This is a genomic window from Levilactobacillus acidifarinae DSM 19394 = JCM 15949 (assembly GCF_001434835.1).
In the GTDB taxonomy this organism is placed as follows: domain Bacteria; phylum Bacillota; class Bacilli; order Lactobacillales; family Lactobacillaceae; genus Levilactobacillus; species Levilactobacillus acidifarinae.
The window spans coordinates 476,742-490,620 of the sequence record NZ_AZDV01000005.1; the positions used below are offsets into that span (position 1 = coordinate 476,742).

Annotated in this window: 7 protein-coding genes; 6 read left to right on the forward strand and 1 reads right to left on the reverse strand. The window is 51.1% G+C overall.

Going from position 1 to position 13,879, the window contains the following annotated elements:
* On the reverse strand, positions 1-2,721 hold the full coding sequence (locus FD25_RS04540; RefSeq protein ID WP_057801779.1) for a YfhO family protein: 2,721 nt from the start codon (positions 2,719-2,721) through the stop codon (positions 1-3).
* Positions 2,722-3,277: 556 nt separating this feature from the next.
* Here FD25_RS04540 and FD25_RS04545 point away from each other — a divergent pair.
* The 6 genes from FD25_RS04545 to FD25_RS04570 all read left to right on the forward strand — a co-directional run bounded on the left by FD25_RS04545 (position 3,278) and on the right by FD25_RS04570 (position 13,791).
* Positions 3,278-3,970 carry a response regulator transcription factor gene (locus tag FD25_RS04545; protein ID WP_057801781.1) on the forward strand — a complete coding sequence of 231 codons (693 nt, stop codon included), beginning with the start codon at positions 3,278-3,280 and terminating at the stop codon, positions 3,968-3,970.
* Positions 3,960-5,270, forward strand: a complete 1,311-nt coding sequence (locus FD25_RS04550; protein ID WP_057801783.1) for a sensor histidine kinase — start codon at positions 3,960-3,962, stop codon at positions 5,268-5,270. Before FD25_RS04545 ends, FD25_RS04550 begins: the two co-directional genes overlap by 11 nt.
* Positions 5,271-5,396: 126 nt before the next feature.
* Entirely contained in the window at positions 5,397-6,362 is a 966-nt protein-coding gene (locus tag FD25_RS04555; protein WP_057801785.1) for a LacI family DNA-binding transcriptional regulator, read from the forward strand.
* Positions 6,363-6,964: 602 nt separating this feature from the next.
* Complete coding sequence (locus FD25_RS04560) at positions 6,965-8,335, forward strand: SLC45 family MFS transporter (RefSeq protein ID WP_057801786.1); 1,371 nt, start codon at positions 6,965-6,967, stop codon at positions 8,333-8,335.
* A 127-nt stretch (positions 8,336-8,462) separates the two neighbouring features.
* Positions 8,463-10,736 (forward strand): glycoside hydrolase family 65 protein, encoded by a 2,274-nt coding sequence (locus FD25_RS04565; protein WP_057801787.1) that lies wholly within the window; start codon positions 8,463-8,465, stop codon positions 10,734-10,736.
* 286 nt (positions 10,737-11,022) lie between these two features.
* Entirely contained in the window at positions 11,023-13,791 is a 2,769-nt protein-coding gene (locus tag FD25_RS04570; RefSeq protein WP_057801789.1) for a sigma factor-like helix-turn-helix DNA-binding protein, read from the forward strand.
* Positions 13,792-13,879: the final 88 nt, after the last annotated feature.

Sequence of the window (13,879 nt, forward strand, 5' to 3'; positions counted from 1 at the left end):
TTAAGCTTTAGGTTTGGCGTGCCGGGCTTCTAATGGTCGGAGCCATTCTGACATGAACCACAGAACGAAGAAGAGGGCCAGACAGGCGAGACTGATTAGGGCACCGAGCTTGAGCCCCGGCGTTTGATACGTCAGGGTGACCTTATTTTCACCCCGTTGTAGCGGAATCCCGATCATCCCCGGATAGTTTTTGACCACCGGGACGAGGGACTTAGCGTGCATGGCGGATTGAATCCTCACCGGTTTGCCATTGACCTTGGCCGTCCAACCGGGCGTCATCGGAATTGAGACGTAAAGCAGTTGGCGCTTGGCGGTCCCCGTAACGGTTCCGGAAATCCAGGAAACACCGCTGGTCGGTCCCAGCTTGAAGCGTTGCTGAGCCAACTTTTGGGTAAACTTGCGGTAAACGGCTTGGTTCAACGACGCAAATTGGTTGGGCCGGTGGGCCTTCGGGTCATCGGTTACGTAGCTAATCTTGAGCACGGTTCCCTTGGTGCGTTGCCCGAAGTTCATGATATACCGGTACCCATCGGCGTTGGTCAGGGGTTTAGCTTTTTTACCGTTGACCTTAAGGCTGGAGTACACGATGTTATCGGCCGGTGAGAACCCGTGGAGCAGACCCGTTGCGTTGACGCGTAAGGTGATGGTCTGCAGGTATTGCTTGCCGGATTGTTTGGTGGCCGTTCGGTCCGGAATGCTCGTGGCGTCGGCCTTGGTGACTGGTCGTTGCGTCGTTTTAAGAATTGAGGCGGCCGCTAAAGTATTGGCCGGGGCCCCCAAGGCGTCCAGAACCTTTTGTTGGTTAGTGAGCGCGTCTTGGTCGTAGAGTTGGACGTGGGCCAACCGTTCCGGAACGGCGAACCCGAAGCCCGCGTAAGTGGTAAGCGGGGTAATCGGGGGTGTTTTGTAGGAATTCAACCGGTATTTGACGCCCAATAACGTATCCGTAACGTGAGTGTACCCCTGGAGACTAATTCGGCGCACGTTCGGGCTAAAGTAGCCTAAATCGTGTTGGAAGACCCGGGCTTGTTCTTCTAGCGTTGAGGAGTAGGAGCTGACCCCGGCGTAGTTAAATAGGAGTGGATCGTTATAGTGATTGTAGGCGCCCTTATAGGCCTCACTGATGGTTGAGTGCAGAAATTCAACCCGGTGTAAGTTGGGTTTAGGTTTCGCTGCGCCCACCTGCTTGAGCAGACCGGTATCGGCTTTATAGGCCTTGGTAAAGGCGGTTTGGGACCCAAACTCGATGCCCCGGGTGCCCACCAGAAAACTCCCGCCCAGTTCGGCAAAGATAATCAGGGCCATAAGCCCGATCCGCGCGGGCCGCCATTCGCTGATAAACAGGAGCATGGTGTTGAGCAATAGTAGACCTAACGCTAATGAAAGGAGGTGAAAGGCCGGTTGACTATGGAGGTACAGCGAATTATTGTAGGTCGGTTCCATCTTATAGTAAAGCTTGGGTAAGATCTTGACGGCCACGAACCCGATGGTTAAGAGCCCCGCGCCCCAGACTAACGCTAAGATCTTCTGGGGATCGTTCATGGTTTGGGCGGGATGGGTCTGCCAGGCCCGATAGGCCGTGACGATGGCTAAAAACGTAAAGAAGTAGACGTTGCGAAACGGAAATCCGGCTGGTTGTTGGAACATGTGCCAAGCGGTGTTCAGGACGGTAACTAAGAGGCCTAAACCCATCGCCAGTAGCAACCACATCGTCCGTTTTTTCTCAACGGCCAGGATGCGGGGAGACACGAAGTAGACGATGAGTAACAGAAACATCAGCGTGCCCATGAAGACCGACGGTGTGTGGTAGAGGTGGCCACTGTAGGTACTACCGGCCGGGCCAAACTGGGCTAAGACTTCCGGCCCGAAGAGTGGCGATAGGTTGTAGTTTTCGGTGATGACGTTATTTTTACCCGTCAGTAACATCCCTAGAGCCGTGGGAATGAGGACGACCATGGTCATCCCACCGGCCAGTAAGGACCCAATCACGAATTGGCGAATGGCCGGCCAATGCATTTGCCAGACGGTTTTAAACGGTGTCGGTGTCGATTGGTGTTCGATAATCAGGTACACGAAGTACAGGATCGAGAAGAGACAGGTCATGTAACCCATGTAGTAGTTGGACAGGATGGTGATCGTCAGGCTGACCGTGTACAGGCCGAAGTGGTGATGGTGGACCAGGCGGTGAAGCCCTAACGCGACGATTGGTAACCAGATCAAGGCGTCCAGCCACATCATGTCGTAGAAGTACATGGTGACGAAGCCACACAGGCTAAAGGCCGTCGAGAAGAGTAACAGCGACCAGCCCGTCTTGAGGAACGCGTGGCGTAAGAAGACGGCCATGGAAAAGCCAATCGTGCTGATTTTTAGAATGATAATCCAAGTGAGGGCCGTCGTAATTTTTGCGGCGGGAAACAAAAAGATTAGTAAGTTGAACGGACTAATGACGTAGTACGTTAATAGTGGAATTAGGCCACTACCGGTCCCTAAGGATAGGGAAAATAGGTGAAAGTGACCGCTCAGAATGGTCGTGCGTAAATATTCCAAAATGGGAACATACTGAGCCCCCATATCGCTAAACAGAAGATTTCGGTGGCCAAACGGGGTGATCTTGAGATGCCAAAAGACCAGGACCATGATGGCAAATGGAATCAAAAAGGCTCCCCCATATACCCAGCGGCTGACTCTCAGTGCCGTAAGGGTATCTCGATGCTGTTTCATTAAAACCCCTCCGTAGTTAATCAGTAAGATCGTTGTTAAAACCGTGGCCTAGTTATCCTCAAAAGGCAGGTAAGCGCGGATCGCCCTCACGACCCAGCGGCGGACCAGCCAGATGATGCAACGGGTTCCACGTCTCGTTATCTGTATACTATCTAGGATAACACGTCACTAACGTTGCACAAAGTTTACCCCTCTTTTTGGGTAGGGGGCTGAACAATGTCCGAATCTTCACGGAAACTTAGCGCTTAGGCCACAAAATTAACTTAAGGTGCCGTTATTCTTTGTCAGGTAGACTATAATTTTAAGTGACTAGTCGGTTCAGCGATTGAACGAGCATGCTGGTAAACTTAGTGTCGCATAAGGTTATCACTACTCGGGGGTCGCACGCAAAAAAGACTGCTACGAGCGAATCACCTGTGCGTCGTGAGCCACCGTGGGGAGTTATACAGCTACCCTAAGGGCTTCTAAACCGGAGAAAATCGCTAAGGCCAGCCGACTAGTCACCAAAAATAATGATATAAAGGAAAAACTTGAATTATTAAGGGAGGAATGTTTGGTGAGTGCTACAGCCCAAGTATTAGTCGTCGAAGACGAACGGGAATTATCCGCCGACATCGTTGAATTAATCAAGCCGATTTGTGAGCCCACGACCGCCTATGACGGCGAACAGGGGGAATTTTTGGCCAGTCAGGACGTTTTTGACGCCATTATTTTGGATTTGATGTTACCCGGCGAAAGTGGGTTAGACCTGTTAATGCATATCCGTAGTCAGGGCATCTCGACGCCGGTCTTGATCCTAACGGCGAAGGACACAATTGCCGATAAACTCCGCGGATTTAACGATGGGGCTGATGATTACGTGACGAAGCCGTTTCACCGTGAGGAATTATTGGCCCGGATGAAGGCGTTATTGAAGCGTACCGGCCATTTAAACAGCAGTGACGTGATTCGGTTAGGCCAATTGGAGATCAACACCAGTAAGCATTTAGCGACCTTTAACGGCGGCCCCTTGACGCTCAAGGGGCGGGAATTCGATTTGTTGGCCTATTTGGCCGCTAACCCGGGCACCATCATCACCAAAGAGCAGATTTTTAATCGTCTTTGGGGCTTTGATTCCGAAACTAGCCTGTCCGTGGTGGAAGTCTACATGAGTAATTTACGCAAAGAACTGAAGCGGGCGGGCAGTGACCTGTCCGTGCGGACCATTCGTAACGCCGGGTACATTGTGGAGGCCCCCGATGAGCAATAAAGTCAATCGTGCGCAACGGCGACGGTTATTTTTGAGTAATTTTATCGGTTTTTCGTTGATCTTCATCTTATTAGGGGTGATCGTCTTCGTCCTGTTTGGTCGGGCTATGCTGACCAGTACCGATCAGGCGTTGCGCGTCGAAGAGTCGGCGCGACTGCAGGGTCCGCCGAAGCCGTTTCAACACAAGACCAAGTTTCAAGCGAACGTCCAGAATCAGCACCCGTTCATGACCACGACGTTAGTGTATGACCAGCAGGGCAAGATTACCAATAAACTTCAGTTGGGGTCGCGGTACGACACGTTGAAGGATATTAAGCTACACCGCTCGCAGGTGGGGCAGCTGAAGACCATTAAGGTCAATGGTAAGTTCAACTTTCGAACGCTATTGATCAAGGCGCCCAAGAGCACGAACGATAAGAACGTGGCGGGAAAGTACCTTTTAATCATGGAAAACATCGACCCGCAAAAGGCGGCGATGCGTAACTTCACCAAGGTCATGTTGATCACCATGGGCGTGTTTTGGCTGTTGTCGATTCTGATGAGTGTCTGGATGTCGCGGTTGACCATGCGACCGATCCTGAGGTCGTGGGGCCGGCAGACCGAGTTTGTGGGCAACGCCGCCCACGAATTACGGACCCCGCTGACCATCATTCAAAATAAGCTTGAATTCTTGTTGACCAAGCCTAATGATAAAATCATTGATCAGGCGGCCAACATTGCGATTGCCAACAGCGAGAGTCAGCGCCTCCAGAAGCTGACCCACGATCTGTTAGCGTTGGCCCGTTCGGATTCAAACACCTTACAGACCAACTTTGAATCGACCGAGGTGGCCGATTTCCTCCAATACACGGTGGAACCCTACACCGAAATTGCAGCGAGCCAGGGGAAAAAGCTAGTCTTGGCACCGGTTCCCACCTTTAAGGCCGTGTTGGATCAAGATCTGATTCATCAGTTGATGAATATTTTGATCGATAACGCCCTCAAATATTCACCGCAGGGCAGTACCATTACCGTGACGGCGCAACCGCTGGGACGTAAGTGGCAGCTGATCGTGGCCGACCAAGGGATTGGCGTGACGGGCAGAGACCGCGCCCGGATCTTCGACCGGTTTTACCGGGTCGATACCTCCCGTTCGCGTCAGACCGGGGGTAACGGGCTGGGCTTGTCCATTGCTCACTGGATTGTGGACCTGCATCACGGCACCATCACGGTTCGGGATAACCAACCTAAAGGGAGTCAATTCGTGACAACTTTGCCGGTGAATCCGCCGAAAAACGGCCACCACGACGCTAAGAAATAACCCAAAGGCTTAGCCATTAACAGCTGAGCCTTTTTTATTTGGGAACAGTTTGCAGAAATATTTTAATATGGTAAGCTTTGTTCATTAAGTCTAAACGAAATTGGTCCAGGTATAAGGAGCACACACATGTTAACTATCCGTGATATTGCCGCTAAGGCCGGGGTCTCAGTCTCGACCGCGTCGCGCGCGCTCAATAACAATCCACGAATCAGTCAGGCGACCAGGGAACGGATTCAGAAATTGGCCGCCGCTGAGGGCTATTTGCCCAACTATAACGCTAAAAATTTAACGGCGGGAGAAGCCAACGCGGTCGGGGTCGTGTTCCCTAACACGGAACGGGTCCTGTCCGAAAATCCTTTTTATATTGATTTACTACGGGGTATCAACGCCCAATTGGTCCAGCGGCATTACGTGCTATCGGTCGCGATTAGTTCTACGGCCGAAGAACTGTTGGCCAACGTAAAGTCGATGGTGGCCCAGGGGAAGATCAAACGGTTCATTCTTTTTTATGCGCACCAGGACGATCCAATTGCCGATTATCTGCGGCAACAACATTTACGGTTCGTGACGATTGGCCAGCCCGATCAACACCATAACGACTTTTTCGTCGACAACGATAATTTGCAGGCGGGGATTGGGGGCGCAACCTTCCTGTTGGACCAACTCCACGTTAAACACCCGGTCTTTGTCGAATCGGGGCACCGCTGGGCTTACGAACAGCAGCGGCGGGAAGGTTACGACCGTGTGGCAGCGCGTTTCAACGTTGAACCGTTGGTCTGCAAGCTGGGGGATGCGCCCCGGGTCCGGGCGTTTATCGACCAGCATCCGGAAATTGATGGGATCATGGCGACCGATGACTTTAACGGCATTGAATTTTACCGGTTGTTCCGTGAGAAGTACGGGGTCAGCAAGTTCCCCGTGGTGAGTTTTAACCACTCGTTGCCTGAGGGGTTAACGGATGCGGATCTGCATTCGGTGGACCTATTCCCAGAGAAGATGGGCTCGGCGGCCGCGAAATTATTGTTCAGTGATCGAGAACCAATCGACACGCCAACACCGGGACAAATCCGGATTCCGTATGCAATAAATTAGAGTGCGTCAGGGACGGTTAGCTCACGAGCATTAACGTCACTAGGGTGAAAATCCCGGTTTTGGATTTTTAGCCTAGTGGGGTTAAGCGGAATGAGCTGTCCCTGTAAGCACGTTTCGGCTACGGTAGCAATTAAGCGGAACCCGTTGCCCCCTGAAAGCCCGATTTAGCCAGAAAGCCTAGTGGGGTTAAGCGGAATGAGCTGTCCCTGTAAGCACGTTTCGGCTACGTGGCGGGGATTATGACTCACTGTGGCTCGATTCAATGAATCGGATTGCAGCGGATGGAACAACCCCCAAATAATGAATTGGTTTGAACCATTGTTGCATACAATGGTCGGACCTAACTAAAAAGCTAAAAAAGTTTAATTCTACAAAACCACCAGTTCGACTTTGGCTAATACTTGTCGGGCTGGTGGTTTTAATTGTCAGCCCATCCAATTAACAATTGGAATGGTCCAAAGTTTTAATAAAAAAAATTGCGCAAACGGTTGCATTAAAATGAAAGCGGTGCCATAATAACTTATGTAATCGGTTGCGCTTGAGATAGCACAACGTTTTAGCAATTATTTAGAATTGAAGTTGGTTTAAGGAGGTTTTGTGTCATGGCAGATGTTGTTTCTAAGGATACAACCACGGTCGACAATCCCGAAACGGGGTTACCCAAATTATCAGCCAGCACCATTTGGATGATTAACTTTGGTTTCCTAGGGGTACAAACGGCCTTTACGTTACAGAGTTCGCAAATGAGTCGGATTTTCCAAACGATTGGGGCCGACCCCAACAGTTTAGGGTGGTTCTTCATCTTACCACCATTGGCTGGGTTGATCGTTCAACCAATCGTCGGGTACTATTCCGATAGAACTTGGGCCCCTAAATGGGGTGGCCGGCGGTTGCCTTACTTAGCGTTAGGCACCATCGTGGCGGTTATCGTCATGTGTCTGTTACCGAACTCCGGTAGTATGGGCTTCGGTTATGCGTCACTCGCCGCGTTACTTTTCGGGGCCATTACCGTGGCCTTCCTGGACTTGTCTTCCAACATCGCGATGCAACCGTTCAAGATGATGGTCGGGGACATGGTCAACGATGATCAGAAGAGTTACGCTTACGGGATTCAAAGTTTCCTGTCTAACACCGGGGCCGTTTTAGCGGCCATCTTACCGTTCATCTTCGCTTACTTTGGCTTGAGAAACGTGGCTGCTAAAGGGGTCGTGCCCGACACCGTGAAGGTTGCCTTCTACGTCGGCGCCATCTTGTTGGTCATCACGAGTCTGTTCACCATCTTCCGGGTTCACGAATACGATCCCGAAACGTACGCCAAGTACCATGGTATCAGTAAGGAAGATAACACGACCGGTGGGAACTGGTGGACGTTACTGAAGTCCGCTCCCAAGGTCTTCTGGACGGTTACCTTAGTTCAATTCTTCTGCTGGGTCGCTTTCCAGTACCTCTGGACTTACTCCGCTGGGGCCATTGCCTCCAACGTCTGGAACACCACCAACGCCGCTTCTGCGGGCTACCAAGCTGCCGGGAACTGGTACGGGGTCTTAGCCGCCGTGCAATCCATTGCCGCCGTGGTTTGGTCCTACGTCTTAGCTAAGCTGCCAAATAGCGTCCACAAGTTGGGTTACGCCGGTAGTTTAGGTTTAGGGGCCATCGGGTTTGTTTCCGTGTTCTTCATTCACAGTCAATACGCTTTGATCGTGTCCTTCATCTTGGTCGGCATTGCTTGGGCTGCGATGAACACGTACCCACTGACCATGGTTACCAACGCCTTATCTGGGGCCCACATGGGGACTTACTTAGGGTTGTTCAACGGATCAATTTGTTTGCCACAAATCGTGGCTTCTCTGGCCAGCTTCGCATTGTTCCCATTATTGGGTGGTGCGCAAGCCAACATGTTCCTGCTTGCCGGGATCATCATGGCGATCGGGGCCTTATCCGTCTTCACCATCAAAGAAACTTACAAGGCTTAATCATTTAAACATTAACTCGCTAATCCACAACGCTGAAATTTGGGTCGTTGTGGATTAGTCATTCAAAATCTTATAGAATGTCAAACAACGATTAACGGAACTATCCATAGAAAGGGAGTTTTCAACGATGAAACGAATTTTCGATGTGCAACCTTGGAACGTGGTCACCCACACCTTTGACCCCAAGGATAAGCGGCTTCAAGAATCCATGACCAGTCTTGGGAACGGCTACATGGGCATGCGCGGTGACTTTGAAGAAGGTTACAGCGGTGATTCATTACAAGGTATCTACTTGGGTGGGGTCTGGTACCCTGATAAGACCCGGGTCGGTTGGTGGAAGAACGGCTACCCGAAGTACTTCGGTAAGGTGGTTAATGCCGTCAACTTCATCAAGTTACCCATCGAAATTAACGGGCAACGCGTCGATTTAGCTAAGGACCAAATCAGCGATTTCACCCTGGATCTCGACTTACACACGGCCGTTTTGACCCGGTCGTTCACGTTGAACCGCGGGGACGTCAAGGTCGCCTTGACCTTTGAACGTTTCTTGAGTGTGGCCCAAAAGGAACTCTCCGTCCAAAAGGTTACGGTCAAGAACTTAAGCGCCACCGCTGTGGACGTGAAGTTACTGCCCGCCATCGATGCCGACGTGATGAACGAAGAAGCCAACTACGACGAACGGTTCTGGGACGTCCTGGCGACGGACCAACAGGCCGACCGCGGAAGCGTGATTGCTAAGACCACGCCGAACCCCTTCGGCACCCCACAGTTTACGTCCGGCATGGAAATGCGGCTGGTCAGCGACCTCGATAACGTGGCCATTGCCCAACCCAACGATAAGGAAGTTGCGACGGCTTACCAGGGGACGTTAGCTCCCCAAGCCACTACGACCTTAGAAAAGCGGGTCATCGTGGTTACGTCTCGCGACTACAAGACCCAAGACGACCTGACCGCGGCCATGCACCAACTGAGTGACCAAGTGGCCGGTGAAAGCTATGCCGACTTACTGGCCGCTCACACCCAAGTTTGGGCACAACGGTGGGAAAAGTCCGACGTCGAAATTACCGGCGACGACGAATCCCAGCAAGGAATTCGGTTCAACCTATTCCAGTTGTTCTCAACGTACTACGGCGAAGATTCGCGGTTGAACATCGGACCCAAAGGCTTTACCGGCGAAAAGTACGGTGGCGCCACTTACTGGGACACCGAAGCCTTTGCCTTCCCGGTTTACCTGGGGATCACGGATCCTAAGGTCACCCGCAACCTGTTGATGTACCGTTACAACCAATTACCAGGTGCCTACATCAATGCCAAGGAACAAGGCTTAAAGGGTGCCCTGTTCCCAATGGTGACCTTCGACGGGATCGAATGCCACAACGAATGGGAAATCACGTTTGAAGAAATTCACCGGAACGGTGATATCGCGTTTGCGATTTACAACTACACCCGTTACACCGGCGACGACTCCTACGTCCTGCATCAAGGGGCGAAGGTCTTAACTGAGATTTCACGGTTCTGGGCCGACCGGGTCCACTTCAGCAAGCGTAACAACCAGTACATGATCCACGGGGTCACCGGGGCCGACGAGTACGAAAACAACGTCGACAACAACTGGGACACCAACATGCTGGCGCAATGGACGTTGAAGTACACGCTGGAAATCTTGGCCAAGGTGGACGCCGATGTCGCTAACCGCCTTGACGTTTCTGACGACGAAAAGGCCCACTGGCAGGATATTGTGGACCGGATGTACTTGCCATACGACAAGGACTTGAACATCTTCGTACAACACGACGGGTTCTTGGACAAAGATATCGAACCGGTCAGTGCCATTCCTGCCGACCAACGGCCCATCAACCAACACTGGTCTTGGGACAAGATTTTACGGTCGCCGTACATCAAGCAAGGTGACGTCTTACAAGGAATTTGGGACTTCATCGACGACTACACGCCAGAACAAAAGAAGGCTAACTTTGACTTCTACGAACCCCTGACGGTGCACGAATCCAGTCTTTCTCCGGCCATTCACTCGGTCTTAGCGGCGGACTTACACTACGAAGACAAGGCCGTGGAACTCTATGAACGCACGGCCCGGTTGGACTTGGACAACTACAACAACGATACTACCGATGGGCTGCACATTACGGCCATGACGGGTGGCTGGATTGCCGTGGTTCAAGGCTTCGCGGGCATGCGGGTCCGGAACGGGCAACTGCACTACGCGCCATTCTTGCCGAAGAAGTGGAATAGCTTCTCCTTCCGGCAGGTCTTCCGCGGTCGGTTGATTGAAGTCATCGTCGATAAAACTGGTGCCCACTTCAAGTTATTGAGTGGCGACCCACTGGACATTGACGTGGCTGGTAAGACGGTTTCGTTGCAGCCTAACACGGTCGTTGAATAAGGTTACATCGAGCTGTGACTAAGTAATTAAAAAAAGCAGACATCATGTCTGGTTGTCAAAAAGACGCATTCGATAATTGAATGTGTCTTTTTGCGTTCAGCCTAAGTTTCACGTAAAAACGGTTCTGAAGGATAGCGTGGTCGAAATTTCGGACTGAATCTGGTGTGGGGGGTTCCGAGGACTGGACGAGGAATCGCTGTTAACGTGGGATTGCGACCGCTTCCAAATGTGATTTGTTGTATACTAGGACTAAGTAAATCTAGTAAACAGTTGAGGTGAATCAGCGATGGCACAGGAGCAAGTTAAGCCAAACTTAGAGCGTGTTGGGAGCGGTGATACAGGCCAGAAACGCATTCCCATCCCTACGACCCGGAAGTATCAGGCCGTTCGGCGAGTATTAGAGGACGATTTAGGAATTCAATACCTGGACCAGATCGATCAGCAGGTCTTGGACCAGCTAGCAACGTTTAAGGGAATTGGGCCAACCAAGCTAAATGCGCTTATTGACCTGCTTACAGGCCAGGAACAACTACCGGTAGAGCGTCATGAAGTACGCAAGGCCAGCCCAATCCCCGTGGTAACCCAGACGTATTATCCAGAGATTTTGTTAGGGGGGCTGGCGGCGTTATTACCGGCGGCAGAAACGCAAGGCGCGTTAAAGGCGTTGACAAATGTGACGGTCGCCACCGAATTAGTGACCATCTTAAAACGGGCCCAAGTTAAGTCAGGCCAGGCTAAAAAATTAGTTGCAGCTTGGCAACAAGAGGTTGGGACCTATGAAGCTTGGCGAGCCACCCATCATCAACAGACGATGACGTTCCCGAATAGTGCGAGCCAGGTGCCGCTTTTGCATCTCCAGGTGCCATTCTCGGAAACAACCGTGCTGGTAGATGCAACCGTCCAGGAAGGCCCTCAAGAGGTGGCGAATGAAGTGGCTTACCGGTTAACCACGTTAGATGAGCGGTTTGCCCATTTTGAAGCGGCCTTTCAGACAGACGTTACCGATGGAAGTCATTGGGCGGATATTTTACAGTTAGAGCAAACGCTGGTGGACCCCACGTTGGCGGAAATCGGTCAACAAATTGGTCTGACCCGGGAACGAGTTCGACAAATTAAGGCTCGAATAAATGGCGCTCGGGATTTCTGGTCACAAATTTATCAGATTCAGACCACCATTGCGTTACGTGACGTAGTACCTCAGTCGGCAGTGACGTTAGCGGAACTATCGCCAGCGGTTCGAACCCAAATTGCGCCCCTAGAAACGCCTATGTTGACAATTGGTCAGCTCCCGTTACTGATTACCCCCACGCTCTCACCAGAAATGCGCCGTCAGCTGATTCGCTTGGACGCACAGCTCACGGTGACGGATAATGGGTTTACGGTCAAACGCTTGGACTTCCTAGGAGAACTGATTACCGATTTTCAGACCAAAAAGTCGGCATTAATAACGGCCATCCAGCGACAATATGGGTTTACTTATTCGTTGGGGGATACGTTATACAAGCGTCCCTTAACTGACCGGGCCTACTTTTTGAAGTTAGGAACGGATCATCCGGCCATGATTTTTTCTGGAGATGCGGCCGGAATCGCTCAACTGAAAACTATTTTTGAACAGCAGTTTCATCGTGAGCTCTTTCGTAAACCGGTGAAAAACGAAATACGGACCCTGGTTAGCAAGTTATTTCATTTGGTGGATGCGAACGAATTTACATACCTCGGTGATAATCAATTCAAATTGGCAGACCATGATAAATTATCGCCGGAACTCTGTAACCGCATTGCCAAGACGTTGAACGAGCGGTTAGCCGTGGCCCCGGAAGTTTCCGTGACGAGCCTTTATCACCAGTTCGAACACGATGCACGGCGGGCAGGGCTTATTAACCGTTACGAGTTTTACTATGAACTCCGTTACTTTTTCAAAGGTGAGTTTGAGTTTGGCCATAAAAATACGATGAATATTCGTAAAGCTGGTACCGAAACGGTGTCGCTTCAGGCTAGCCTGGAACAATATCTGCGGCAGAATCAAAATTATGCGCGGGTCGAAGACGTTTGTCAGGCCTTTGGGTGGCCGGACTACACGTTGGCTCAAACTGCCTTTTTTGCGCCAGACGTGAACATCCATGATAATTGGGTGCTGCTCCAGACGTTTACCCTACCGGACGAGTTGGTAGCGTATTTGCAACGGTTGATTGCGTTGCAGGTTGCTCAGCATCCGGACTATTTACTGGTGACGGATTTGCGTAAGCAATTATTAGTGGAAGACCATTGGCGGCAACTATTGCAGACGACACTCGCGGACACGCCCTTTGCTACGAAGTATTTGACGGAAACGACTTATTTTGCGGATATCGTAACCCGGGTCGATGCCCGGTGGCATGGACACGCTTTCGTGAAGTATCTGACGAAAAAATTCGACGATGGCCAGTTAATTTTGGACCATTTTCGGCAACCAGTCTTGTCTCGGCAGGTTATCAGCGAATTTTATCATGAGCTCGGCTATCAGGATTCCTCGATTTACGTTATTTTGCAACGACTTCAGGCTCACCAGGAACTGATCGCAGTGGGGAATAATCAGTTTGTGACGGCTCAAGCGTTACAACAGTGGGTAGCAGTCCCCGAACTTAGCGAACGAGTTAACCGGTACTTGGGCAAACGATTGTCGTTCTCGGATGAACGGGCTTACTTGCCGTTGGCTAGTCAGGTAATTGACACAACGACATTACCGGCGTTGACTCACTTAGACTGGACCCCTGAACTTTTGAGTTACGTTGCGACTCAGGGGCCATACTATCGGCAGCTAGCGTGGGCGGAAACGGCGACGAATGTGTTACCAGCCGACCCGGTGATTATGGTCCGACAGGCGAGCCAGTGGACCACCATTGATGAGCTAGTGCGGGGCCTCATGGCGACGTACACTGGCAATTGGACACTCCCCAACGTTGTGCAGTATTTGAAGCAACGAGGCATTCTGACGAACATGAAAACTACAAGATTACCAAGTATCTTAAGTGAAACGTTGACTGTTGATGAGGCTCAAATGGTTCATTTAGTTTAAAAAAAGGGGGTCTGGGACAAAAGTCCCAGACCCTTTGTGTCTCCGAACAGCTTGTGCCGAAACGTGCGCCAAAAGGCAGCTGGTTCCG